General features: G+C 32.3%; 22 protein-coding genes. 8 read left to right on the top strand and 14 right to left on the bottom strand.

What is annotated here, in order from left to right; genetic code table 11:
- Window positions 1–125: 125 nt before the first annotated feature.
- Together OA93_RS22295 and gcvT are read right to left on the bottom strand one after the other, a co-directional pair.
- Window positions 126–2,156, bottom strand: coding sequence for a S41 family peptidase (locus OA93_RS22295; protein ID WP_039116339.1), 2,031 nt, complete (start codon window positions 2,154–2,156; stop codon window positions 126–128).
- Window positions 2,157–2,245: 89 nt separating this feature from the next.
- The gene (gcvT, locus tag OA93_RS22290) at window positions 2,246–3,328 is read right to left on the bottom strand and encodes a glycine cleavage system aminomethyltransferase GcvT (protein WP_039116338.1); all 1,083 of its coding nucleotides are present in this window, start codon (window positions 3,326–3,328) and stop codon (window positions 2,246–2,248) included.
- A gap of 233 nt (window positions 3,329–3,561) precedes the next feature.
- Here gcvT and OA93_RS22285 point away from each other — a divergent pair, with 233 nt between their 5' ends.
- The 3 genes from OA93_RS22285 (at window position 3,562) to OA93_RS22275 (ending at window position 6,136) form a co-directional block, all read left to right on the top strand.
- Window positions 3,562–4,407, top strand: coding sequence for an NAD(P)H-hydrate dehydratase (locus tag OA93_RS22285; protein WP_039116337.1), 846 nt, complete (start codon window positions 3,562–3,564; stop codon window positions 4,405–4,407).
- Window positions 4,408–4,980: 573 nt separating this feature from the next.
- Window positions 4,981–5,763 (top strand): HipA family kinase, encoded by a 783-nt coding sequence (locus OA93_RS22280; RefSeq protein WP_039116336.1) that lies wholly within the window; start codon window positions 4,981–4,983, stop codon window positions 5,761–5,763.
- Window positions 5,753–6,136, top strand: a complete 384-nt coding sequence (locus OA93_RS22275; protein WP_039116335.1) for a DUF3037 domain-containing protein — start codon at window positions 5,753–5,755, stop codon at window positions 6,134–6,136. Before OA93_RS22280 ends, OA93_RS22275 begins: the two co-directional genes overlap by 11 nt.
- 245 nt (window positions 6,137–6,381) lie before the next feature.
- Here the strand turns inward: OA93_RS22275 and OA93_RS22270 are convergent, their stop codons facing one another.
- A complete protein-coding gene (locus tag OA93_RS22270; RefSeq protein ID WP_039116334.1) occupies window positions 6,382–7,491 on the bottom strand; it encodes a pectate lyase in 1,110 nt (369 codons plus the stop codon).
- A gap of 179 nt (window positions 7,492–7,670) precedes the next feature.
- Here OA93_RS22270 and OA93_RS22265 point away from each other — a divergent pair, with 179 nt between their 5' ends.
- Entirely contained in the window at window positions 7,671–8,240 is a 570-nt protein-coding gene (locus tag OA93_RS22265; RefSeq protein WP_039116333.1) for a Crp/Fnr family transcriptional regulator, read from the top strand.
- A gap of 141 nt (window positions 8,241–8,381) precedes the next feature.
- Here the strand turns inward: OA93_RS22265 and OA93_RS24315 are convergent, their stop codons facing one another.
- The 5 genes from OA93_RS24315 to OA93_RS22240 all read right to left on the bottom strand — a co-directional run bounded on the left by OA93_RS24315 (window position 8,382) and on the right by OA93_RS22240 (window position 12,846).
- Window positions 8,382–8,930: a HutD family protein gene (locus OA93_RS24315; protein WP_052259575.1), complete on the bottom strand. Its 549-nt coding sequence runs from the start codon at window positions 8,928–8,930 to the stop codon at window positions 8,382–8,384.
- Between the two features lie 196 nt (window positions 8,931–9,126).
- Window positions 9,127–9,633, bottom strand: coding sequence for a GNAT family N-acetyltransferase (locus OA93_RS22255; protein WP_039116332.1), 507 nt, complete (start codon window positions 9,631–9,633; stop codon window positions 9,127–9,129).
- A 116-nt stretch (window positions 9,634–9,749) separates the two neighbouring features.
- Entirely contained in the window at window positions 9,750–10,757 is a 1,008-nt protein-coding gene (locus OA93_RS22250) for a hypothetical protein (RefSeq protein WP_039116331.1), read from the bottom strand.
- Between the two features lie 76 nt (window positions 10,758–10,833).
- Window positions 10,834–11,661, bottom strand: a complete 828-nt coding sequence (locus OA93_RS22245) for a hypothetical protein (protein ID WP_039116341.1) — start codon at window positions 11,659–11,661, stop codon at window positions 10,834–10,836.
- Between the two features lie 132 nt (window positions 11,662–11,793).
- Entirely contained in the window at window positions 11,794–12,846 is a 1,053-nt protein-coding gene (locus OA93_RS22240; protein WP_039116330.1) for a serine hydrolase domain-containing protein, read from the bottom strand.
- Window positions 12,847–13,076: 230 nt separating this feature from the next.
- On the opposite strand from OA93_RS22240, the gene OA93_RS22235 reads away from it, so the two are divergent.
- Window positions 13,077–13,469 carry a helix-turn-helix transcriptional regulator gene (locus OA93_RS22235; protein ID WP_039116329.1) on the top strand — a complete coding sequence of 131 codons (393 nt, stop codon included), beginning with the start codon at window positions 13,077–13,079 and terminating at the stop codon, window positions 13,467–13,469.
- 94 nt (window positions 13,470–13,563) lie between these two features.
- Here the strand turns inward: OA93_RS22235 and OA93_RS22230 are convergent, their stop codons facing one another.
- The 6 genes from OA93_RS22230 to thrA all read right to left on the bottom strand — a co-directional run bounded on the left by OA93_RS22230 (window position 13,564) and on the right by thrA (window position 21,897).
- Complete coding sequence (locus OA93_RS22230; RefSeq protein ID WP_039116328.1) at window positions 13,564–14,313, bottom strand: hypothetical protein; 750 nt, start codon at window positions 14,311–14,313, stop codon at window positions 13,564–13,566.
- Window positions 14,314–14,498: 185 nt separating this feature from the next.
- Window positions 14,499–15,299 (bottom strand): hypothetical protein, encoded by an 801-nt coding sequence (locus OA93_RS22225; protein ID WP_039116327.1) that lies wholly within the window; start codon window positions 15,297–15,299, stop codon window positions 14,499–14,501.
- 168 nt (window positions 15,300–15,467) lie between these two features.
- Window positions 15,468–16,661, bottom strand: coding sequence for a Shedu immune nuclease family protein (locus OA93_RS22220; RefSeq protein WP_082001867.1), 1,194 nt, complete (start codon window positions 16,659–16,661; stop codon window positions 15,468–15,470).
- Between the two features lie 262 nt (window positions 16,662–16,923).
- A complete protein-coding gene (gene thrC / locus OA93_RS22215; protein ID WP_039116326.1) occupies window positions 16,924–18,213 on the bottom strand; it encodes a threonine synthase in 1,290 nt (429 codons plus the stop codon).
- Window positions 18,214–18,331: 118 nt separating this feature from the next.
- Entirely contained in the window at window positions 18,332–19,252 is a 921-nt protein-coding gene (locus OA93_RS22210; protein WP_039116325.1) for a homoserine kinase, read from the bottom strand.
- Between the two features lie 197 nt (window positions 19,253–19,449).
- On the bottom strand, window positions 19,450–21,897 hold the full coding sequence (gene thrA / locus OA93_RS22205) for a bifunctional aspartate kinase/homoserine dehydrogenase I (RefSeq protein ID WP_039116324.1): 2,448 nt from the start codon (window positions 21,895–21,897) through the stop codon (window positions 19,450–19,452).
- Window positions 21,898–22,521: 624 nt separating this feature from the next.
- Here thrA and OA93_RS22200 point away from each other — a divergent pair.
- The 3 genes from OA93_RS22200 to OA93_RS22190 form a co-directional block, all read left to right on the top strand.
- Window positions 22,522–23,586, top strand: coding sequence for a hypothetical protein (locus OA93_RS22200; RefSeq protein WP_039116323.1), 1,065 nt, complete (start codon window positions 22,522–22,524; stop codon window positions 23,584–23,586).
- A gap of 297 nt (window positions 23,587–23,883) precedes the next feature.
- Window positions 23,884–24,966, top strand: coding sequence for a hypothetical protein (locus tag OA93_RS22195; RefSeq protein WP_039116322.1), 1,083 nt, complete (start codon window positions 23,884–23,886; stop codon window positions 24,964–24,966).
- Window positions 24,967–25,236: 270 nt separating this feature from the next.
- Window positions 25,237–25,536 (top strand): hypothetical protein (locus OA93_RS22190; RefSeq protein ID WP_039116321.1); only part of this gene is annotated, 300 nt, incomplete at its 3' end.

The raw sequence follows: 25,536 nt of genomic DNA, 5'->3' as shown, positions 1-25,536 counted from the left end.
TAAAATGTAAATTGAGAATATATACTCCATTGTAAGTAGTCAATAATCTCAGTATTCAGTTTTAAACTGGTACCGTATACTGAGACTAAACAGTGCCACTGAATACTGTAAACGGAGACCGAATACTAATTAGCTGCATTAAAATCATTAATAATATTTACAGCCTCATTTAAGTACGGATTAGTTTTAAGATTATTAATTTGATATTGATTCATAACTTTTTCGGTAGGATAAATACCTAGCAGAAATTGATTAACGGTCGAATTATAAATCTCAAGTGGACTATTCTTGCTATTAAAAGCGTTTATTTCTTCCCACAAAATACTTCTTGATTTTTTCTGATTAAAAACAGCATCCAAAGTCATCGGAATTTCAGTTTGAGGAATATTAATAAGCTGGTCTATTTTTTGATTTATCTGGATAATATTATTAAAATAATCACTCGCAGCAACCCTAATACTACTATCATCTGCTAAGCTATTTATAAGACTTCTTTTTACATAAGGTCTAAATCTTAAAACAGGAACAATACTATCGTTTTTAATTGCCGTGGGAAAATTTTTCTCCTTCTGGATAATGTTTTCGTAAAACTCAGGAAGAACCACATCGGGAGTTATACCTATATATTGATGACTCTTTCCTGTTATTCTGTAAAATTTATTGATAGTTATTTTCAGGAAGTCGGTGTTTTTTTTCTCATCCAGAGATTGTATAGTTTGCATTGTAGCTTTTCCTAGCGTAGTACTACCCAATAATAAAGCCCTGTTGTAATCCTGCATAATTGCAGCAAAGAACTCACTAGCCGAAGCCGTGTTGCCATTTACCAATACCACAACAATACCTTTATAAAGCATACCTTTATAAGGATCATTTATAACCGATTGCTCTTTTTTATTATCAACCACAATCGAGATAGGGCCGCTATCTATAAACATTCCGGCTAGTTTTATGGCTTCCTCCATAGATCCGCCACCATTATCTATTAAATCGATAACCAGACCTTTAATATTATCTTTTTGTAGCTTAATAATTTCTTTCGCAGTATCATCTGCACAACCTTTTCCGCTATTTCCTTCTAAATCGGCATAAAAACTAGGAATTTTTATATAACCAATCTTACTTTCTTTACCAATTATAAAGCTAAAAACAGAGTTTTCTTCATCCTTCATAATTTGTTTCTCGATGCTTACTTCAAAACTTTTTCCAGAATTTCTTTTAAGAGTCAGAACGATAGTTTTATTCAACTCAGATAAAATCATGGTCGAAATAGATTCAAGCGTGGCACACGAAACCTTTAAAGTTTCTTTTTGGTTAGAGATAGAGATAATTTGATCTCCCTTTTTTATCTGACCAGTTTTAAAAGCAGGACCATTAGGGTCTAATTCATCTACAATAATCTCATTTTTTTCATTCAAATTCACATTTAAACCCAGAGATAAATGCTCTTTGGATAAAGAAGCTACAAAACTAGATTTTGAATCATCACTAAAATAGGCAGTATGAGGATCAAAATACGTACAGAAATAGTTATATAGTTTTTCTTGAGGATTTTTCCCCGATTGCAAAAGCGTATTAATTCGGCATATTTCGTTATCAAGAACAGTTTTTTTATGAATCGGTTCAAGAGAAGCGAAATTCGCTTTAAGCGAGTCCAGATTAGAACTTATTTCAGAGATTTCATCCAGAATTTCGTAGCGCATTTTTTTACGCCAAACCTTCTCGATTTCAGTTTCCTTCATATATACGGGAAAAGATTTTTTGTAAAACCGAATCGTATCTTTCGCAGAATAATCAATAGGCTGAGTCAGGATTTTTTCTAAAGCAGCTTTGTTTCTTATAAGACCATTACGATATTTAGTAACAATATCATTCAGGAAACTACAATCTTTATTCAAAATAAGATTGTCAATATTCAAGCGGTATTTTTTGGCAAGCGCATCGTATTCCGATTTCAGGAAAACATTTCGGGAAGGGTCAAGGTCATCGATAAAGTTATCAAAAACAAAAACCGATAGACTATCATCTACCGGTTTTGGCTGAATATGCTCGCTTTGAATAAGCGCATTTATTTTAGTTAATATTTCACATGTAGAGTCACTATTTTGACCAAACAGAGAGAAACCAACAAGCAGAAATACTAATGAAAATTTTTTCATAAATCGGGTATCAACATTTAAACTAAAATTACGCTAATTTTTTTTATAAAAAGAGTATAATCTCACTAAAATATTGATGCCAGAAAGTATTATTTCTTATAGAAAGGAAGTTTTACCACTTTCGCAGGAACATCATTTTTTCTAATTCTAATAAAGATATCGCTATCTATAGCACTGTTTGAGATAGTTACGTATCCTAACCCAATACCAATTCCCATAGATGGAGACATAGTTCCAGATGTTACCACCCCGATTACATTTCCAGAACCATCAACAATTTCATAATCTTGTCTAGGCACTGCACGTTCCTGCATCTCAAAACCAACAAGTTTTTTAGTAACACCCGCTTCTTTTTGTTTTTTCAGGTTCTCAGAGTTCGTAAAATCTTTAGTAAACTTTGTAATCCAACCCAATCCAGCCTCAAGAGGCGAAGTAGTATCGTTAATATCATTTCCGTATAAACAGAAACCCATTTCTAGACGCAACGTATCACGAGCTGCTAATCCTATTGGCTTAATACCAAAAGCAGCACCAGCTTCAAACACTTTATTCCAGATAAGTTCAACCTCATCATTTTTGCAATAAATCTCAAAACCACCAGAACCAGTATAACCAGTAGCCGAAATAATTACATTATCGATTCCTGCAAAAGTACCAATCTCAAAATGGTAATAAGGAATAGCCGATAAATCAACCGAAGTCAAACTTTGCATAGCCTCAACAGCTTTAGGCCCTTGTATTGCCAACAAAGAATAATCATCCGAAAGGTTTTTCATATCCACACCCAAATCATTGTGCGAAGAAATCCAATTCCAGTCCTTATCAATATTCGAAGCATTTACAACAAGTAAATACTCTTCATCTTTCATTTTATAAATAATCAGATCATCTACAATTCCGCCATCATTATTAGGTAAACAAGAATATTGAGCTCTACCAATAGTAAGCGTCGATGCATCATTTGAAGTTACTTTCTGAATCAAAGCCAAAGCATTTGGACCAGATAATAAAAATTCTCCCATGTGCGAAACGTCAAAAACGCCCACACTAGTACGAACCGTCTCGTGTTCAGCATTTACACCCTCGTATAAAATAGGCATATTATAACCAGCAAAAGGTAGCATTTTCGCTCCCAAACCCTCATGTATGTGCGTTAGCGCAGTATTTTTCATTGTGTGTGTTTATAAAAGTTAATCGCAAATTTATTCAAAAAATGTTGTAAACAAGTACTCAAAATTATAAAAATCGCAAAAATTAGTAGCTGTTTCCTGCTATTCGCTATATCTTTATATTTTTAAAGAAAAAACATAAAGGATGCCGCTATTATCAGGGCTAGAGCTTATCAGGTAATATTAATGATTTTTGAATCATGGTTTTTTGTAATTTTAATAAAAACACCCATTTCATGAAAATACCCATTTCCATAACCAAAGCTGATATTCAACAGATTTACAAGCCTATAAATTCCAAAACACACAAAGGAATACAAGGACATGCAGCAATAATTTCAGGAAGTTATGGCAAGATAGGAGCAGCCGTTTTAGCATCCAAAGCCTGTATAAAATCAGGCTGCGGACTCGTAACGACACACATTCCAAAATGTGGCTACGAAATCCTCCAATCTACAATTCCCGAAGTTATGGTGGTAACCACAACACATGAAAAATACATATCCGAAATCATATTCGATATAAAACCACAAGCCATAGGAATAGGCCCAGGAATAGGGCAGGAGCCCAACACACAAAAAGCATTTTTTGAGTTTTTAAAAACAAATAAAACTCCACTAGTTATCGATGCCGATGCACTAAATATCCTATCACAGAATAAAGCATGGTATGATTTGCTACAACCAGATACCATACTAACACCACATCCGAAAGAACTAGAACGCTTAATAGGAAATTGGACTTCAGACAGCAAAAAATTTGAAAAAACCATAGAATTCTCCAAACAATATAAAGTAATCATAGTCATAAAAGGTGCTCCAACACATATAGTAAATGGTGAATCGATTTATCAAAATACCACAGGAAATGCAGCATTGGCAACCGCAGGAAGCGGAGATGTCCTAACCGGAATAATCACAAGTTTACTGGCGCAAGGATATTTACCAATTCAAGCTACTCAATTAGGAGTTTATATACATGGTTTAACCGCCGATATTGCCTTACCCGAAACAGGATATCAGTCATTTATAGCATCCGATATTATTACAAATCTTGGGAAAGCATTTTTGACATTAGATTAGTTAGATTTTTAGACTTCTTAGAGGCAAGACTTAAAGAATCAAGATTTTAAGATTTATTGTATGTTACTCAGTTTGTCCTTCTGAGCGTCCCGAAACTTCGGGAGAAGAACCACAATATAATTCTGAAAAGATAAACGCACGCAATGTAGAGACGCACCGCAGTGCGTCTCCCGTAATACATTCCACAAACTAAGCCTTAAAAGCAAACCAAACCAAACCAGAGAAAAATCCGCTGAATCTGCCAAATCTGCGTGAAACAAAATTAGCGCAACGCTGCGACATCTTTACAGGATACATTGTGTAAGACACACTGCGGTGCATCTCCTACAATATATTCCACAAACTAAGCGGTAAACCAAACCAAACCAGAGAAAAATCCGCTGAATCTGCCAAATCTGCGTGAAACAAAATTAGCGCAATGGCCATCTTTACAGAATACATTGTGTAGGACGCACTGCGGTGCGCCTCTACAGCCATGACGTGATTAACTTCAGATGTAATCTAAAAATCTAACTAATCTAAGAAGACTAACAAATCTAAATTAGTAAGTTTGTATTCCAGTAAAAGCTGACTATGAAAAACAAACTCGATCTAAGAACGGTAAACGTAACGCGATATATAAGTCCGTTGCGCGAAGGCGGTTCGTTACCCGCTTTAACCGAAGCAGATGACGATTTTAAATACGTCCTAAAATTTAAAGGAGCAGGACATGGTGTAAAAGCCCTAATTGCCGAATTAATAGGAGGCGAAATTGCCAATGTCTTAAAACTTCAAATCCCCGAATTAGTATTTGCTAATCTCGACGAAGCATTTGGCAGAAGCGAAGGCGATGAAGAAATTCAGGATTTACTACAAGGAAGCCAAGGACTTAATCTGGCTTTACATTTTTTATCGGGAGCAATTACTTTCGATCCAGTTGTAACAGTAGTTGATCCTAAACTAGCGTCGCAAATTGTATGGCTAGATGCTTTTATTACCAATGTCGATCGTACGTTCAGGAATACCAATATGCTTATATGGCACAAAGAACTATGGTTAATAGATCACGGAGCATGTTTGTATTTTCATCATTCATGGAACAATTGGGAACAACATGCAAAAAGTCCTTTTGCATTAATAAAAGACCACGTATTGTTACCACAGGCATCACTTATAAAAGAAGTCGATTCAGAATATAAAGCAGTTTTAACTCCCGAATTATTACATGAAATTGTAGCGCTTATTCCAGACGAATGGCTCAATTGGGAAGATACCGATGAAACACCTGAAGCATTGCGAAATGTATATTTACAATTTTTGCAAACACGATTAAACCATTCTGAAATTTTTGTAAAAGAAGCCGAAAATGCAAGATAACCACTTATATGAATATGCCGTAATTCGTGTTGTGCCAAGAGTAGAACGCGAAGAATTCCTAAATATAGGTATCATATTATTTTGCAAAAGAGCCAAATTTATAAAAGTATTGTATCATATAAATGATACGAGAATTCAAGCACTTTCAGCCGATTTTGATATCGAACAATTATATTGCAATTTAACCTCGCTAGAAAAAATAGCCAATGGAGCCAAAGATGGCGGACCAATTGGACAAATGGAAATACCGGAACGTTTTCGTTGGTTAACGGCGATTCGTAGTTCGGCAATTCAAACCTCAAGACCGCATCCGGGTTTATGCCAGGATTTAGATAAAACGATTCAAAGATTGTTTGAGGAGTTAGTTCTCTAAATTTAAGGGACAAAGGTGCAGAGGTGCAGAGGTTCAAAGGTTGAAAAGGTAAATAAACCTATAGCTTTTTCTTTGCGACTTAGCGTCTTTACGAGAAAAACTTTTGCGTTCTTTGCGTAAACCTTTGCGAACTTTGCGGTTAAATCCTTAGTTTATATAAAAAAAAAGAAACCATATAAGTCATATAAATAAATCTAAGCACTATTGCTTAAATGCACTTACATGACTTATATGGTTAAATTAAATTAAAAAGAACCACAAGTATTACCTGTAAATGTAGCACCAGCTCCAGCAGTAACATCAGCTTTAACCGCAGATGCAGCAAGAGTCACAATAGAATATGGCGGTGTAAAAGCAGTATTACTTCCTGCAGTATTTCCAGTTGTACTTGTAAAAATATTTCCAACAGCAGTTACAGCTGTATAGCCAGTCATTAAGTCAATAGGAGTTTTTACACCTTCGAATACGTTGTTTTCTACACGAATATTAGCTTCGAAACCTGCTGCAACACATTTATTGCTAACCGTACTATTAAAGTAGCTATTTATGATATGCACTTGACCAAAACGAACTCTTGGCATTCTTTCCTTACATCCTGGAGCCCACCAACAACGAGCAAAAGTAATTTTTAAATTTCCACGGTCAGCTGTAGCACCATCGCTAGAACCAATTAAGTTAGAATATCTATGATCGTCAGATCCTCCAGAACCCCCAGCTCTAGGAGGTTTTAAGTACCCAAATTTTGTATAAGAAACAGTAACGTAATTCGACTTGTTTTTTATATCAAGATTACCATCTACACCATCTCTAAACTCACAATGATCTACCCAAACATTTCGGCAGTCATCTATAATAGCATTATCCCAACCATCAGTATCATAAGCACCAGGACCTTCAAAAATTAAATTTCTGATAATAATATTGGTACATCTTTTAATATTGATAATACCAGAATTTGCCTGAGTTTGATCTGTAGAGACCAATTTTGCTCCGCTAGCTCCATAAATTGTTTTGCCAGATTGATCCTGAAAAGATAGCCTTGTTGTAATTGTAATAGTACCAGTAACCTTTACCACTTTTACAGCACTGTTTTCAATAGCTGCTTTTAGTTGTGCGTAGGTAGTTACAACAGTTTCTGCTGCGCTTCCGCCTCCTGTAGTACCTCCGTTTTGAGATGCCCATCCAGGAACCTCAGCACAATTACCTACTTTGGCAGTCAGATTTTGACTTGTTGATAAAGCTGTACTTGCATTGCTATCACCATTTTGTGTAGCAGTAATTTCTTCGTTGTTGCAACTTGCAAAGCCGAAAATCAGTGTTAATAATAACGCTGATAATGTAGATTTAATCTTCATAATAGATATTTTGGGGTTAATTAATACGCCAAAAGTCTTTATAAAATATTTTAAAAAAATTGAACTAGTTCTATCTTTTTTATTAATTTAGTAATCGATTACATTTATTTTTTATTATCTATAAATATATTGTAAATTAAATAGTTATAATGTTTTTGCTAAAAATAAAAAATAACCATATGTATAAACTATTAAGGGATAATATTGAGCGCAAAATTGTCCTTACAGATACTGAATGGGATATAATTATAGAAAAAACAGAATTTATTAAACTGAAGAAAAACGAGTTTCTACAAATTCAGGATTCTAATAGTGTATATGAAGGTTTTATTTTAAAAGGAGCATTTAAAATCTATATCCTAAACGAAAGCGGAAGTGAAAGTGTTCTCTTTTTTGCTTTCGAAAATGATTGGATGTGTGATATTGAAAGCTTCTATCATCAGAAACCAACCAAATACAATATTAAAGCAATAGAAGATAGCGAAATATTAGTAATTAATAAATCCAATAAAACGTTATTATTTAAAGAAGTGCCAAAGCTAATTCAGTTTCATATAGCAATGGTAGAAAGAGCCAATATCCTTATACAAAACAGACTTCTTGATGTTTTAAACAAAACATCCAAACAACGATATCTTGAATTTATAAAAACTCATCCAGACAAAACACAGAAAATAAATAACAAAAATTTATCCTCATACCTTGGAGTTTCACATGAGTTTTTATCGAAGATTAAGAGAAATGTTTAGCTCTTTTTTTAGTTTCAAAGTGGCAAAGGCTCTAAGGTTCTAAGGTTTGAACGGCATAATGTTAATGATTCTCAAAACTTTTTTTCTTTGCGACTTAGCGTCTTAGTGAGATAACATCTTAGCGAACTTTGCGGTTAAATTTTAAAAATCCAATATTCCATAGAGGCATTCATCAGAAAAATGAAGCATTATATTCTCCTTTTTTTGATTTTCAATGACTAATAAATCATAAGGTTCTAGGTAGTATGGCTTCTCATTAATTTTAATAACTGTTGTATATAAAGGATATAAAATTACTATCTGAGCATTACAACTCTGATTACTATTCGTTATTTTTAGTTTGTGATGGGATACTTTTTCAGAAACCATCCAATTAAAATCAATACCTTTTGTATAAGAAGTCACTTCATCATCCGAATTAAATTCCATGATTTCATATTTCTCATATGTTTTTTTTTCTTTGTTTATCTCAATCTGCAAGCCGTTATCAAGCATAACCAAGTATCGGTAATAACCCTTAAATTTGGTAAACTCTGAAGGCTCTTTCTCTATTGTAGCACTGCTTATCCTGAATATAAAATCCCTATCGGTATAGTTTGCCGTTTTCGGATATATCAGATATTCATATGTCAATCCACCACTCCAAATAGAGGCTGTACAATCTTTTTTAGGCAAAAGGTGTATGTTCATTATTTATTTTTAATAAGAAATCATTATTTTTTTTAGGTTCAAAGGTTTTCTGTAGAGACGCACCGCAGTGCGTCTAAAGGTTCAAAGGTTTGAAAGGCGAAAAGTTACTGAGGCTCAAAGTCTTTTTTCTTTGCGTCTTAGCGACCTTTGCGGTTAATTTTTTTCGTGTGTTTTACAAACCTTGTTGTTAAACGAATTAAACTTTTTTCTCTAATACAATAAATTCTAAAGGCTCTTCTGAAACAGTAACATGAACATCACTTTCAGGGAAAGGTTCTCTTACGCCTGTATCTACATAACCATTACGTTTGTACCAAGCAACGAGCTCTTCTCTAACAGATATCACTGTCATTATGATTTTAGGCAAACCCAATTCTTTAGCGTGAATTTCGGCTTGATGTAATAATTTTTTACCAATACCGCTATTTTGCAACTCAGGCGAAACCGTAAGCATTCCTAAATAGAGTTTATCCTCTTTTTCTACTAACAAAACGCAACCGATAATTTGGTCATTCTCAGTAAATTTTAAGATAGTATTTTTCGAATCTAGGATAGTTTCACTTAATTCTTCCTCAGTAGTTCTTTTTCCTTCTAATAAATTAGCCTCGGTAGTCCATCCTTTTTTAGATGATTCTCCGCGATAAGCAGAATTTATTAATGTATTTAATGCTGGAATATCTTGTAATGTTGCTTTTGTAATCATGAGGTTTTTTATTCTTGAGATTGGTTTTCAAAGATAAAAAAAAGCTACAAAATTATAGTTGTAGCTTTTAGTTTAATCTTACGGAAATCGGTTATAAATTCAAACAGTTATTGAAATTACTCGTAAGTGTATAGTGTTTTCATAACTAAAGGGCGATCAGGCTGCGATGCACGAGTTGTTGTTTGTTTAGACTCTTTTAGGTATCCATTTGAGTCATACACATATTCATAATCATATCTCAATTCATATTCTGTCACACCTTCAGATACCGCCTTAACTTTCCAATCTAATATATGCATCCAATTATAAATGTAACATCTAAAGATAGGTTCACTAGAATATATACCAGCCTTCGCGTAATCTATGGTAAGTTCGTATGTAATCTCAGTAATTTTATCTTTAACAACATATTCAATTCCATTAGGAGTTTCTTTAGCTGTAGAGTAATTTTTTTCAGTCAAGAGGATATTAACAAATACTTTATTATCAACATAGCTGTATAAATAAGTAGCAGTTTTAGGATTGGTAACAGTTTCGTATGTAAAATTACCGTCAGGCCCTTGATGTTCAATCTCCTGCTCATAAGTTCCTGTTTCAACTTCTTTTGCAAGACGTCCGATTTCGTCGTAATAAATGTCCATTATTCCTCCATCATTTCCAGTTGTTTTTGTGATATACCCACCACTATTAATTTCAACAGGATTATTACCATGAAAGGCTTTTGTAACTTTATCTGCAGCATCAAACTCATATTTAGAAATTATTCCAATGAATTTGTCTTTGATGTATCTGTCTATTGAATACAATCGACCTTTTGAGTCATATAAATATCTGTTTTCTTTCAACTCATTTTGAACCTCATTCCCAAGTTGATCTTTGGTAACTCTAAAAATTAATTCTTTGACAATACGTTGTTTTGTTGCGGTTGATTTTCCAGTAACTTTTCCAGTAAGGGATTTAGGAACCAATTGTATTGCGGGTTTAAATACTTCTTGATTGGGTAATCTTGGATCTGGTGTTAGGGCTGTTTGAGGTGGAGTAACTGTAGTACTTTCGTCCTTAGAGCAATTAATAAATAACATTGGTAAAGCGATAAGTAGTATTCCTAAAGTAGTTTTCTTCATTTTTATTATTGGGTTAGTTAATTATAGGTGGTTTCTAAAATAGATAATTTAAGAGAAAAGACAGGTTATTATTATTTTATCTAAGTGAATAAGCTGCTATGGTTTTTTTGAAAAGGGAAGGGACATAGACTATTCTTTTCTCATTGTCGAGCCCTATATCCGCCGAGTAACATTCTTCTTTTCTGGTATCCGAAAGAATTTCTTTTGAGCCATCTTTATTTACATAATAAATAACTCCAGTCCAGCAACTCACAACAAACTCTCCTTTTGCTATTTGCTCAATCCCATCTGTATTTTCGTCCATACCGTCTGTTAAAAGGTGCTTGTTCTTTTTATTATCCATTTTGTATAATGAACCATTGTCTAAAAAATACAAATCATTATCGATGAATTTTAGACCATTTGGCTTGTTTAAGTTTTCTAAATAAACAGTTGCTATATCATTTTCTAATTTAAAAATCTTACCAACTTTTGGATCAGACACATAAACAACTCCTTTTTTATCAACAGTTACATCGTTTAATATTTTGGAATCATCAACGGTTATTTTTTTTAGTATTTTTTGTTGTTTTATATCAATAATTACAATTTCTGTAAGGTCGGCTACAAATAATTTATCTTCGAATTTTGCCATCCCTTTTGGAGCATTTAAACCTGATATCCAATTTAAATTAATGATTTTACCATCGGTAGTTAATTTTCCTATACTTCCTTTTCCGTCACGTTCAGCTGGTGAACCATCCATTAAAGAGGTATATAATACCCGATCTATTTTATCATAAAATACCGATTCTGGAATTGGTAAAATACTATCTGTTACCCAAATTCTTTTTAAAGAATGTTGAGCAATACTTGAAAAACTTATTATAAATAGCAATAAAACATAAAAAGTATTTTTTTTCATTTTGATTGGTTTTTGGTTCGTTTTTTTAGCGATGCTGGTCAATTCGATAAATTAAATAGCTATCGAAACTTCATGTAATCTAAATGTTTTTATATTGATAATATTTCACAGTTATTGAATTCTTATGCCTGATTAATTCAGTAACCCACTATTCAACACAATCTTCCTAATTTCAGCTTCAAAATAATAAGCGATATCAAAATTATCAAAGGTTTGGTTTTCCAGAACAATGATACTTGTTTTTGTTTCAGGATAATATAAGTTAACAGAAGTAAATCCTTGATCAGGTACAATTCCGGTATGGCCAAATTCTTTAATTTTAGCTTCATCGTTTACACGAATTCCGTATCCATATCCAATTTCTTTATCGCCAAAAACCGGATGTTGGTTCGTAATAGTATAAGTAGTCATTCGACCATAAGTAGCTTGGTTCAGAAGTTTACCATTATGTAGTAAATCATTCCAAAGAGCTAAATCTTTAACTGTACTAACAAGTCCAGCGGCAGGAACTCGTTCTCTAGGAATAATAACGCCTTGGATTATTTTGGTTGTATTGTCTTTAAGATATTGTCGTCCGTTTACAACACCTTTTTCGTTTGAAGTATTTGGGAAAAAACTATCTTTCATTTTATTCTTCTTAAACAATTCGTTTACGACAGTTTCATAGGTTTTATTGGTAACTTTTTCGATAATTTGACCTAATAAAATATAGTTTAAATCGGTATATTTAAATTGAGTTCCAGCAGGAAAAAGGGTAGGCTTCTCAAAATCAACAATACCCGAAGTGTGATTTAATAAATTTTCGACTGTAACAGTACTTGTCCAGGGTTGTTTTAAGTTTGGCAAATATTTTTTTATGGAAGTATTTAAAACGATTTTTCCTTTTTCAACTTCTTGCAGAACTAAAACGGCTGTTATTTGCTTGCTATTGGATAAAATAACAAAAGGATCATCTAATTTAAGAGGTGTTTTTTTTGCAAAATCAGAATAGCCATAGGCCTTAGAATATTTGATTTTCCCATTTTGAGATACCAATATATTCCCATTAAAAGGACGAACAGAAGTGGTTTTAATCAGACTATCAATTTTGGCAGTGTAATTATCTTTTGCTTGAGCAAAAATGGTTTGGTTTGATACAAAAAATAAAAGTAGGGCAAGAGGAAGAAAAGGTAACTTTTTTTTCATTTTTTTAGAAGGTTACTTTTGTGGTTTATGATATTGGATATAACACAAAAGTAATAGAATCTTTGTTAATCTGTTTTCGGTAAGTAATAAATATTTAGCCGAATCTTTTGTGTTTTTAGCTAAAGCCGAATTTGTCAATTTATCTCGATTATGAAAGAGTATCTTACAGAAATAGGCTTGTTTTTTACGGAAATCATTTTTCGTTTAAGAATTTTAAATATCTTTGAATTATGAGTACAGCAATAAAACCAAAACATATCGGCAGAAATATAAGCCGTATCAGAGAGCTTAAAGATATGAAACAGGAAGCACTGGCACAGGCTTTAGGGACAAATCAGCAGGCAATTTCGGCTATTGAAAACAGCGAAACTGTAGACGAACAAAAACTAATTGAGATTGCAAAAGCTCTTGGAGTTTCTGTTGAAGCGATTAAAAACTTTTCGGAAGAAGCAGTTTTAAATATTATTGGTAATACTTATCACGATAATGGGATTGTAAATGCCGGTCTTAATTACAATTGTACTTTTAATCCTTTAGATAAAGTAGTTGAACTTTACGAACGCTTGGTACAAGCTGAAAAAGATAAAGTTGAATATTTAGAGAAATTACTAAACGGGAAGTAATAGTTTTTTGAAGATATTTAAATTGAGAAGAGATTTCATCAAAGGTCTCTTCTCATTTTTTTTTAGTTTCTTAATTGCTATTGAGAGTTACTTGCTATTTTTTGTATAATTTATAAAAGGCTTCAGAAGTATTCATAATAAAGTCTACATGAGCATTGTAGCTATTTTGATTAGAAAAATCAGAAATTAATGTTTGTGTTTTGTATGGATGAATAATTGATCCCGGAATTCTATTATATATGTTATTAAATTCCTCTACCAAAGTTTCAGATAAAGTTTTTTCCTTCGAAATAAGAATATAAAAATAAAAGGAGTTTACAGTAACAGCTCTAATTATGAAATTTTCATTTTTAATTCCTACGTCTACAATACCGCATCTCATAGATGTAGGATATACTTTTATATCTTTTGTGATCCAGGGAGTAATTATGTCTAATAGTATAATTACATTTCCCCAAGTTTCATTGCCATCAAGAATGAAATGCTTAAAATTTTCAAAAAAGTTATCTTCACTATTGATTGTTCTCGAAGAATTAAAAATGATTTTTAATAAACTTCTTAGAAGTAAATCGTAATCATATTCAAAAATAAACTGTTTCTTTTCTTCATGAAAGTTTTTAAAATATTTATCGTAAAGAGAGCAAAGATAAGAATCGAGTTTTGAGAGTTTTTCGTTATTACATTTTGAACAAACGTCAGAAATTACAAGTTCCGATGTGACAAATTTGTCTTGGCTGCCAATATATCTAAATGTCAGGTTTGGCATTCTTGTAATTAAACATTTAGGCCAAATATGTTCCTTCGTAAGTTTGGTTTTTGTATCACAATACGCACATTTTTTCATTGAAGACAAAATTTGATTAAATTACAGGTAATATGTAGTCACATCAATTGTTAGCGCGAGCGTCCCGCACGTGAACGTTTCAATTGGTTTTTGAATCTCTTTGCGTTCACGAGCGGGACGCTCAAGCTAGTGGAGATTATTATAAAATAAAAAATAGCCATATTTTGAGCGTTTATCTTCAATTATTATACAACTGATATTTTTTTCCGATAATATTCAACGAAAAATCGACCATTTTGATTGATTTTTCTAACAGAACCTATATCTAGAAATCCGTGTCTTGAAAATACTTCATTTAACGTATCGGTATAAACATCGTCTGTTATATTTTCATCTCTATCAATTATGTGCCTTAAAGCTATCTTCTCATCTTCATTTAATAACACGATTACATCTTCGTAGAAATCTGTAACTTTTTCGGTAAATAAAGTTCTACTCACCAATTGGTCCATTTTCTCTTGAAGATTTTTGTATTCCAAACCACTTGACTCAATATATGAATTATATTCACTTTGTACTACATCTCTTTTTTGCTGAATTATTTGAGTGTTTCCTTCTGCTCTTGTTATTTCTTCTCTTTTGTTATTTAGAGCGGTTTCTAATTTAAGGATTTTATCTTCGAGATCTTGTTTTTCAGTTTGCGTGAAAATTGCTTTTTGGTCAATTTTAGTAACAATATATGGTTCAATTATTTTATAGTATGTATCGGTGATTGCTCTTGAAATCAGCAGTAAAATAAATGAGCAGAGCAAAACTAAAAATGAAAGACCAATAATATTAGTGAATTCGTCCCAAAAATATTGCTTTCCAAAATAATCGGCTATAAAATTTATCTTGTCCGTAAGACTGCATTCTTTGTCGAAATTAAATAAAGCATATGGAATTCGCCAGTTATGGATTAGCCAAACGCTAATTATAGTGCCAAAAAATGGATTTTTTATTTTTGTACTGTAATTTTCAAAAACAGAAGTAATTTTATCAATCATATTTTTTACTCTCAAACATACAATAATTTTGGCAAGAATAAAACACTCAAGGAAGTTGTCTGTGCTAAAATTTTTCCTCAATTATCGTGAGCGTTCCGCTCGTACCTATTTAAATTTGGTTTTTAATTTCTTTGTGTTCACGAGCGGGACACTCGCGCTAGCGAGAGATTATTTTTCACAAATATATTTTGCTCTCTGATATAATTCGTCGAATGTTAGAATTTCAATATTTTTTAAATTTTTTCTAAACATTTCAAATGACGAGTATTTTATTTGATTTATTCTGCCTTCAGTGATAAATTCATTTTGATTACCTATCAATATAAATCCTTTTGGATTGTATAAATAAAGTTCTTCTCCTGTCAAATCACCTTGTTTGTCTACAATTTCAATTTTAGTTTTTATGTCAAAAATTGCCTTTTGAATTGTTCTTTGAACCTGAGCAATTGCACCAGATAATGAATCTGAAATTTGCCAAGATTCTGGGCGGTAAGAATTCTTAACCTGTTTCAAAAGGTTATGTGAACTAAGCTTTAATTCGCAAAAGCAAAGGGAATTTATCGCACCTTGAGATTTTAATAAACCGTCAATTCGTTTTCCACTTTCATTAAAATTAGCACCGCTAGTTATTTGTTCTAACTTTTTATCGTCTAATTCGGTATTAAAAAGATATTCTAAGCCATATCCTAAAATCCAAGTGTTTTTTTCGAAAAATGATTGCCATAAATCCTCGTCTCTAGCTTTTGATGATAGTTCTCCTTCGAGAATTAAGGCTTGCTTATGATTGTCGAAAAAGCCATCTTCATAGAGTAATTTTTTAAATATTTCGAGTTGAGCTTTCCTATAACCATAGTTAATAATGTCACTCGTAGTTACATTATTCTTAAGAGCTTCTTGTAATTGAGGAAGATTTTCTAAAATCAATTTTTTTGCTTGCTTATCATCCAAGAGCATTTTACGTAAATCATCATCCTTTATATTGTAAGTTTGATTGTTTGGGAATTCGACTTCTTTAATGCTCTTCAAAAATAAATATAGTCTTTCTATTTCATCTTCAGTAAACGATGCTTGTTTAGACAAATTTTTTACTGGTAACTCAGTTGCGTCGAATTGTTGAAGAAAGAGTTTTTTTATATTTCTGCTATCTTCGTAGAATAGTGCTTTTAATGCTCTTTTTCCGAGAAAAGAAGTACCTATAATCGCTTCTTTTCGTAGAATAAACTCCGTTTGATTATCGTCTAAAATCTTGAACGCAAATCTCTCAGTTTGTCCTGTGAATTTATCTACAAATGATCGAGCAAAATATGTTTTGTCAACACTTCCCGTATTCATATAGTTCAAATCTATTTCATTACTTTCCATATGTTTCTTGTTTTGCAGAGTGTTGGTTTATTACTGTCAACTCATTTATAGGAGAAACAAACCTTCGCATGTACACCTAAAATCGGATAGATAAGCGAAAATTTGTTTCGTTTTCTTACTTTCAAATATATGTTTTTTTTATTGCCAATTTTACGGATTTCCGTAGTGGATATTTTTTATATATTATGTCAAAATAATTAATGGTAATGCAAAAAAAGCGAGTATTTTTTTTACTCGCTTTAATCATGCCTGTATATGTTTTTTAACCCAAAAACACCTTCAATTCCTCATATGTCTTAATCTTCACACTAACTTTTTCCTCATTCATAACGCTTTTAATTTGTTCCGGAATAGGAAGTGTAATGCCTAAAGCAGGCTCAACAACATCAAGAAATTTAATAGGATGAGCAGTTTCTAAGAAAATACCAATTGCATTGTCATGCTTTTGTAATTCTTTTTTCAAACCAAGATAGCCAACTGCACCGTGTGGTTCTGCAATATAACCGTTAGCTTTATAAATCTGTTTCATTGCTTCCAGTGTTTCTTCATCAGTATAACTATAAGAAGAAAAGTCTTTTTCGAACGCTTTTAAATCATTTTGGTACATTTCCTGAATACGGATAAAGTTACTTGGATTTCCAACGTCCATTGCATTTGAGATAGTAGCTTTAGATGGTTTTGGATCGTAATTTCCGTTTTCTAAGAACCTTGGTACAGTATCGTTTACGTTTGTAGAGGCCACAAAATGTTCAATTGGTAAACCTAATTTCTTAGCTATTATTCCGGCGCAAATATTTCCGAAATTTCCGCTTGGGCAAGAGAAAATTAACGGTTTGTTTTGTTTTTTTAACGCTTTATAAGCAAAAAAGAAATAGAACATTTGCGGTAACCAACGCGCAATATTGATAGAATTTGCTGAGGTAAGATTTTTATGCGCTAGAGTTTCGTCTAGAAAGGCTTTTTTTACCATATCCTGACAATCATCGAAAACACCATTAACTTCCAAGGCTTTGATATTTTGACCTAAAGTTGTCAGTTGTTTTTCCTGAATATCGCTTACTTTTCCTGACGGATATAAAATAACAACTTCTACACCTGCAACACCAAGAAAACCGCTTGCAACCGCTCCACCAGTATCACCCGAGGTAGCGACAAGAACCGTGTTTTTACTTTCTGCTTTATCTTTGTTAAAATAGGCCAGACAACGTGACATAAATCGCGCTCCAACATCTTTAAAAGCCATTGTAGGCCCGTGAAATAATTCAAGCGAATAAATTCCTTTTTCGACCTCAACAACAGGGAAATCAAAACATAGCGTTTCGGCAATAATTTCTTTTAAAGTCTGCTTAGGAATTTCATCTCCAACAAATTGTTTGATTGCTTCAAAAGCGATTTCTTCGTTGCTCAGATTTTCGATTGTCTCAAAAAAAGAAGCATTTAATGGTGTGATAGTTTCTGGAAAATATAATCCTTTATCACTTGCTAATCCTTGTATTACAGCTTCCTGAAAAGAAACCTTTGGGGCATTATGGTTTAAACTATAGTATTTCATTTTTTTATTGCTTTGCGCAGTAAGCTTTAGGCTAAAGGCTTTAAGCTTTTTTGCTAAATGTTTAATTATTTTTATGCTTCAAACGGTAGGCTTAAGGCTTAAAGCCTATTGCTTAAAGTTAAATTACGCGTACTCCATCTGGATTAATTTGCGAGATATGAATTTCGTATGGTAAATCTATATTATCATACACTTCGCTCATGGCTTTACCGATTTTTTCAGCGTTTTCTTTTCCTCTGCTTAAAGCAAAAATAGAAGGGCCTGATCCTGAAATTCCAGAACCTAGTGCGCCATTTTCGAGAGCTGCTTGTTTGATTGCATCAAAACCAGGAATCAAGACACTTCGTAAAGGTTCTACGATTTCGTCATGAAGAGATCTTCCGATCAAATCGTAATCTTTAGTATATAATCCAGCGATTAAACCACCTACATTTCCCCATTGCATGATGGCGCTTTTTAGGGAAACATTTTGTTTTAATACCGAACGGGCATCAGATGTTTTTAGTTCGATTTGAGGATGTACAACTGTAGCATATAATTCTTCTGGACTATCTATTTTTATAATATCCAGCGGATTGTAACTTCTAACCAAAGTAAAACCACCCAAAAGGGCAGGAGCAACGTTGTCGGCATGAGCATTTCCACTAGCTAATTTCTCCCCTTGCATGGCAAATTGCACTAATTCTTTTCTAGAAAATGGACGCTCTAATAATTCGTTTATACCAAATACAGCACCAGCAGAACTTGCGGCACTACTACCAATTCCGCTTCCAGCTTTGATGTTTTTGTAAATTTCGATTTCAAATCCGAAGTCGGTTTCTATAGTTTCAAGCATTGCCAATGCAGCAACTCCAGCAACATTTTTTTCTGTTTCTAGAGGTAAATCGGCACCAACAATTTTTGTAATGCGAACGCCTTTCTGGTCTGATTTACGAACAATCATTTCATCGCCCGCAGTTTCTAAACAAAGTCCGAGAACATCAAATCCACACGAGAGATTGGCAATTGTTGCCGGACAAAATAGTTTTATTTCTTTCATTTTTTTTTAAGTTTCTGAGGTTCTAAGTCGCTAAGTTTCTAAGCTTTTACTTTGCGTATAGGTCTCTTTATATCTTTTATTTAAAGTCTAAGAAGTAAATTTCTAATATTTTTCACTTAGTATCTCAGTCACTTAACAACTTAGAACCTTTTAAAAAACTCAGAACCTTAGCGTCTTAGTATCTTAGCATCTTAAAATTAATTATTTCCTATTCGAATTACATCTGCAAAAATTCCCGAAGCAGTAACTGCAGCACCAGCACCAGCACCTTTTATAAGTAGCGGCTGATCAACATAACGGTCGGTGTAAAACAATACAATATTATCTTTTCCTTCCAGATTATAGAACGGATGGTCTTTTGGGATAAATTGCAATCCTACGCTTGCTTTTCCGTTTTCGAATTGAGCTACATATTTTAACCTTGAATCTTTACTTAAAGCTTCATCATAAATAGCTTCAAAATGAGCTGAATGTTTCTTTAATGATTCAAAGAAAGCTTCATTTGTAGTTGTTGCAAGAGATTCTGCAGGCATGAAAGATTCATTTGCAATAGCATCAATATCCATTTCATAACCACTTTCTCTGATTAGGATTAGAATTTTTCTGGCAACATCAATTCCGCTTAAGTCAATTTTTGGGTCAGGCTCAGTAAATCCTTGAACTCCAGCTTCTTTTACCACATCGAGGAAGGAGTTGTCTTTATCAAAATTATTAAAGATAAAATTCAAACTTCCAGATAAAACAGCCTGAATTTTATGTACTTTATCACCCGATGCAATTAAGTTTTTAACTGTATCTATAATTGGTAAACCAGCGCCAACATTGGTTTCGAATAAAAATGGAGCGTTAAACTGGCGTGATAAATTTTTTAGTTTTTTATAATTAGCATATTCAGATGAACAAGCAATTTTATTACAAGTTACTACTGCGATACTTTGTTTTAAGAACTCTTCGTAAGTTTCAGAAACAGTTGCATTTGCTGTGATATCAACAAAAATACTATTACGTAAATTCAGTTCTTTGGCACGTTCTATAAATGCATCTTTATTAGCAGTTTCTCCATTTTCTAGAGCTGCTTGCCATTCTTTAAGAGAAATACCATCTTCGTCGAAAATCATTTTTCTCGAATTGGATAAAGCAATAACACGAACATTTATCTTTAGGTTTTCTTTCAAAAACTTTCTTTGGCTGTGAATTTGTTCGATGAATTTTTCTCCCACGTTTCCAACTCCCATTACAAATAAGTTGAGTTGTTTAGTATTCTCTTCAAAGAAGTTTTCGTGCAAAGTATTCAATGCCTTTTTTACATCACGCTCGTTAATTACAACCGAGATATTTCTCTCGGAAGCACCTTGTGCGATAGCGCGAATGTTCACGTTGTTTTTACCCAGAGTACTAAACATTCTTCCGCTTAAACCTTGGTGGTTTTTCATGTTTTCACCAACCAAAGCAATGATGCAAAGGTTTTTCTCAACAATACAAGGATCCACTTTATTTTGAGTAATTTCTACTTCAAAAGCACCATTAATTGCTTGTTCTGCATTTTCGGCATCAGCATTTAAAATACCGATACAAATAGAATGTTCAGATGATGCCTGAGTAATAAAAATGACATTGATGCTTTCGTTAGACAAAACTTCAAAAAGACGTTTTGAAGAACCTGAAACACCAATCATACCTGAACCTTCAAGAGTTATTAGCGAAATATTATCGATATGACTAATTCCTTTTACAATAGTATCTTTTGATGAAACTTGATTCGAAATATAAGTTCCTTCCGATTCTGGTTCAAAAGTATTCTTGATTACAATAGGAATGTTTTTTCTTAAAACGGGTTGGATTGTAGGCGGATATAACACCTTGGCACCAAAATGCGATAATTCCATCGCTTCCTGATAAGAAATAGTTGCAATAGGATGTGCTTGTTTTACAATTTTAGGATTGGCAGTGTACATTCCGTTTACGTCAGTCCATATTTCCAGTCCTTTAGCATTCAGTGCGCCTGCCAGAATTGCAGCAGTATAATCAGACCCGCCACGACCTAATGTTGTAATGATTCCATCTAGTGACGAAGCTATAAAACCAGGCATGATAACGACTTGAGATTCATTTGTAGCAAAGTAATCACGAATTAATTGATTTGTAACTTCAAAGTTTACAGCGGCTTTCCCGAAATGATTATTCGTTTTTATAAGTTCGCGGCTGTCTTTGTAACCGTTATTTTTATTAGTTTGTTTTAAAGCTTCGGCAATAATATAAGACGAAAGCAATTCACCAAAACTCAAGATAGTATCAGATGTTCTATTGGATAATTCTCCTAATAAGAAACATCCGTCAAGTAAAGTTTCAAGATGATTTATAATTCTTTTTACGTGGCTTAATAAGCTACTTTGTTCGCTAACAGGAATTAGAGCTTTTAACGTATCTAAATGTTTTTTCTCTATTTCTGCAACTATATCTTTAAAACTTTCGTCATTAGAAGCTGCTTTCGTAGCAGCAGCCTGAAGTAAATCGGTTACTTTGCTTAAAGCAGAAACGACAACTACTAATTGATCTTGTTCTGATTTTTTGTTTACAATTTCTAAAACTCTTTTTATATTTTCGGCATTGGCGACCGAAGTTCCACCAAATTTTAATATTCTCATTTTGTGTTTTTTATTTTATAAATACAAGTGTTTATACGTATTCAATGCTTTTCTTCTTTCTAGAAAAAAAAGTATGGATAACCGGATTATATGTAAAAATGTATACCCCTAAGGGGTAGTAGTAATTGTAGAAGTTGTTGTAGCAGTAATTGCAACCCAGTTTTGAGTTGTTATCGAAGAGTGATATTTTATACTGTTATCTTTCATTTTTGATTTTTCAAATGTACAGGTTTTTCTAAAGAGCAAAAAATCAAATTGAGTTTTTGCGAATATTTTAATAATCAGGAGGGTAAAATTGCAATACTGACTATTTGTTAAAATTTAAAGCTTCAAAATGGGGTATTCATATATTTATCTCAGATTAAGAGGGGTGTTTTCTTTTGTCTGAGCAACAATATGAGTTTAAATCGCTTACAAATCGAACTTCAATAGTTAAATACAGATATGTAGTATAATTTCATTTTTTAATATTTGCTGTCTTATTATTTGGCTTTATACTTCTGAAAATAGACGTATTTAATTTCAAGGAAAATTATTATCATTTTTTTTAGTTTTAACATGTTTAATCTTATTATATGTGCTTGTTTTGACTATTTTAGCCTAAATAATTTAAAAAAAAGAAAAATGAAGAAAAAAATTACTCTGTTATTTATATCTTTTTTCATACTTGCATCTTGTAGTAATGATGAAGATAGTTCGATCATTCCAGTTGCTCCAGTAGCTCCTACTGCTATTCATGCAGTATTAAATGAAGGTAGTGTAGATATTACCTGGACTGGTGTAGAAGGTGCTGGTATTACATATAATGTTTACAGAAACGCAGTAAAAATTAATACAGCTTCGCTTAAGGAAGCAAAATTTACTGATGTTCTTAAAAATACAGGTTCTTTTGTATATACTGTTACGGCTAATTTAGATGGTGCGGAGAGTACAAAAGGAGTGGTTTCTGAAAAAGTAATATTAGAACTTCCTAAAACAAAAACTATGCAATCAATTGATATATATTATGACACGAAATATGAATATGCATATACTTATGACACATCTAATATTACTAAATTAGTGAGTCAAACTAGTAAAGTAACCGATGTAGATTTAACAACAAAAAAGGTAACTGTAACGAATACAGTAATTAAGTTTACCTATACCGGAAATTTAATTACAAAAATAAGCTACTATAGTGTTGATGATATTCCTAGGTCCTTTGTTGAGTATGTGTATAATGCGCAAAAGAAAATGATAGGTAGGATAGTAAAAAGATCGGATGGAAGTATTAATTATACTGTTACTTATAAATACAATGAGGATGGAACAATTACTGAAACAAATGACGCACGTGATTCGGGTGTAGGGATATATACTTTTGGAAAAGGGAATTTGGTAAAATATAGTATTACAACTCCAATGCGTGAAGATGAATATCTTGCGGTAAGTAATTATGTATTTGATACAAAGAATGAACCTACTTTAAATATTTTAGGAATTAATTTTTTTGTAAATAATAGTAAAAATAATGAGATTAGCTCCTCAACTGTTATTACTCTTAATGGAGAACTTTCGAGTACGAAATCGTCTAAAAGTGATAATACGTATAATGAAAATGGTTATGTTTTAACAACAATGAAAACTCTTAAGGTATCTTCTGGTGAAACATTACAAACTGAAAAAACAGTTATTACTTATTATTAATTTATGAAGTTTTTTAGCTTACCTAAAATTATAACAAAAGCAACCCATTTAGAGTTGCTTTTGTTGTTTTGGCACGTTCCTTTATTTACTATTAAGATTAAATAATCCTAAATAAACATTACTTTTTAATATTTGGCATTATAAACGGTCAAATTATAGTGGTTTATATTTTTGAGAATTGATACAATTTTATAATTAATCCTAAAAAAAAGATTATTATTCATTTAATTATATGTTTAACATGTAGAACCTTTGGTTATTTTAGCTATTTTCGCCGAAATAATTATAAAAATAAAAATGAAGAAAAAAATTACTCTGTTATTTATATCTTTTTTCATACTTGCATCTTGTAGTAGTGATGAAGATAGTTCAGCTACTCCAGTAGCTCCTGTGGCTCCTCTGACTATAAAAGCAACATTAAATGGGGGTGGAGTAGATGTAAGCTGGTCTGTTGTGGGAGGTACTGGTATTACGTACAATGTTTACAGAAACGATAATCCTGTAAAAATTAATGCCGCCCCACTTACAGAAGCAAAATTTAAAGATGTACTTACATCTACTGGTTCTTTTACATATACTGTTACTGCTAATTCAGGAGGTATGGAAAGTGCAAAAGGAGTTGTTTCTGAAAAAGTAATATTAGAACTTCCTAAAACAAGAACTGTAGAGTCATTTAATACTATAGAAAACACAAAATCTGAATATACATATACTTATGATGCGACCAATGTTACTAAAATAATAAGCCAAACAATCAAAAGTACTACGACTAGATTAAAAGACCAAACTGTAACGGTATATGATGTAATAGCAAAGTATACGTATAACGAGGATTTAATTACAAAAGTAACCTACTATAATGTTGATAATACTGTTAAGTCATCTTTTGAATATGTATATAATACAAAAAAAGATTTGATATCTATGATAAGAAAGAAATCTGATGGAAGTATTGATTATACAACTAATTATGCTTACGGTACAGATGGTTTAATCACTGAGACAAGCGATTATCCTGATTGGGGTACCTGGGTTTATACTTATGAAAAAGGTAATATGGTCAAATATGTCCATTCAGTTTCATTTTCATTTGACCCTTCAACTAACATTGTTGAAACATCAGATTTTGTTTATGACACAAAAAATATACCTACAAAAAATATTTTAGGATTTAATACTATTCTTATAGGTATTAATAGTGTAAATAATGAAGCTGGCTTTTCGGTTATTGTAAATAAAAATGGAAATTTAGCTAATACCAGATTATCGAAAAGTGAATACACCTATAATGAAAATGGTTATGTTTTAACAAGAATGAGGTTTCATGGGAAACCTTCACCAACAGTGCTAAATGAAAAAACAGCTATAACTTATTATTAGTTTAAGAAGTTTTCAATTACTTAAAATTATAACAAAAGCAACTCTAAATGGGTTGCTTTTGTTATTTAGGCTCGTTCCTCTATAAACATTGCTTTTTAATATTTGGAATTATAAATGGTCAAATTACTAGGGGGTATATTTCAAGAGATAGATACATTTAGTTTTAAGGAAAAATATTATTAATGATTTATGTTTTTAATATGTGAAATATTTGATTGTTTGCGTTGTTTTTAACTATTTTAGCCGAAATAATTAAAAAAAAATACAAAAATGAAGAGAAAAATTACTTTGTTATTTATATCTTTTTTCATACTTGCATCTTGTAGTAGTGATGAAGATAGTTCAGCTACTCCAGTAGCTCCAGTGGCTCCTCTGACTATAAAAGCAGCATTAAATGGGAGTGGAGTAGATGTAAGCTGGTCTGTTGTGGGAGGTACTGGTATTACGTACAATGTTTACAGAAACGATAATCCTGTAAAAATTAATGCCGCCCCACTTACAGAAGCAAAATTTAAAGATGTACTTACATCTACTGGTTCTTTTACATATACTGTTACTGCTAATTCAGGA

Source organism: Flavobacterium sp. KMS (assembly GCF_000813005.1).
In the GTDB taxonomy this organism is placed as follows: Bacteria; Bacteroidota; Bacteroidia; order Flavobacteriales; family Flavobacteriaceae; genus Flavobacterium.
Note: the sequence above shows the minus strand (reverse complement) of the source record. Positions and strands in the feature narration are given on the sequence as shown.

What these genes read in the sequence shown, in the direction of transcription:
- OA93_RS22295 (WP_039116339.1), bottom strand. Translation starts at nt 2,156, where the DNA reads ATGAAAAAATTTTCATTAGTATTTCTGCTTGTTGGTTTCTCTCTGTTT.
- gcvT (WP_039116338.1), bottom strand. Translation starts at nt 3,328, where the DNA reads ATGAAAAATACTGCGCTAACGCACATACATGAGGGTTTGGGAGCGAAA.
- OA93_RS22285 (WP_039116337.1), top strand. Translation starts at nt 3,562, where the DNA reads ATGAAAATACCCATTTCCATAACCAAAGCTGATATTCAACAGATTTAC.
- OA93_RS22280 (WP_039116336.1), top strand. Translation starts at nt 4,981, where the DNA reads ATGAAAAACAAACTCGATCTAAGAACGGTAAACGTAACGCGATATATA.
- OA93_RS22275 (WP_039116335.1), top strand. Translation starts at nt 5,753, where the DNA reads ATGCAAGATAACCACTTATATGAATATGCCGTAATTCGTGTTGTGCCA.
- OA93_RS22270 (WP_039116334.1), bottom strand. Translation starts at nt 7,491, where the DNA reads ATGAAGATTAAATCTACATTATCAGCGTTATTATTAACACTGATTTTC.
- OA93_RS22265 (WP_039116333.1), top strand. Translation starts at nt 7,671, where the DNA reads ATGTATAAACTATTAAGGGATAATATTGAGCGCAAAATTGTCCTTACA.
- OA93_RS24315 (WP_052259575.1), bottom strand. Translation starts at nt 8,930, where the DNA reads ATGAACATACACCTTTTGCCTAAAAAAGATTGTACAGCCTCTATTTGG.
- OA93_RS22255 (WP_039116332.1), bottom strand. Translation starts at nt 9,633, where the DNA reads ATGATTACAAAAGCAACATTACAAGATATTCCAGCATTAAATACATTA.
- OA93_RS22250 (WP_039116331.1), bottom strand. Translation starts at nt 10,757, where the DNA reads ATGAAGAAAACTACTTTAGGAATACTACTTATCGCTTTACCAATGTTA.
- OA93_RS22245 (WP_039116341.1), bottom strand. Translation starts at nt 11,661, where the DNA reads ATGAAAAAAAATACTTTTTATGTTTTATTGCTATTTATAATAAGTTTT.
- OA93_RS22240 (WP_039116330.1), bottom strand. Translation starts at nt 12,846, where the DNA reads ATGAAAAAAAAGTTACCTTTTCTTCCTCTTGCCCTACTTTTATTTTTT.
- OA93_RS22235 (WP_039116329.1), top strand. Translation starts at nt 13,077, where the DNA reads ATGAGTACAGCAATAAAACCAAAACATATCGGCAGAAATATAAGCCGT.
- OA93_RS22230 (WP_039116328.1), bottom strand. Translation starts at nt 14,313, where the DNA reads ATGAAAAAATGTGCGTATTGTGATACAAAAACCAAACTTACGAAGGAA.
- OA93_RS22225 (WP_039116327.1), bottom strand. Translation starts at nt 15,299, where the DNA reads ATGATTGATAAAATTACTTCTGTTTTTGAAAATTACAGTACAAAAATA.
- OA93_RS22220 (WP_082001867.1), bottom strand. Translation starts at nt 16,661, where the DNA reads ATGGAAAGTAATGAAATAGATTTGAACTATATGAATACGGGAAGTGTT.
- thrC (WP_039116326.1), bottom strand. Translation starts at nt 18,213, where the DNA reads ATGAAATACTATAGTTTAAACCATAATGCCCCAAAGGTTTCTTTTCAG.
- OA93_RS22210 (WP_039116325.1), bottom strand. Translation starts at nt 19,252, where the DNA reads ATGAAAGAAATAAAACTATTTTGTCCGGCAACAATTGCCAATCTCTCG.
- thrA (WP_039116324.1), bottom strand. Translation starts at nt 21,897, where the DNA reads ATGAGAATATTAAAATTTGGTGGAACTTCGGTCGCCAATGCCGAAAAT.
- OA93_RS22200 (WP_039116323.1), top strand. Translation starts at nt 22,522, where the DNA reads ATGAAGAAAAAAATTACTCTGTTATTTATATCTTTTTTCATACTTGCA.
- OA93_RS22195 (WP_039116322.1), top strand. Translation starts at nt 23,884, where the DNA reads ATGAAGAAAAAAATTACTCTGTTATTTATATCTTTTTTCATACTTGCA.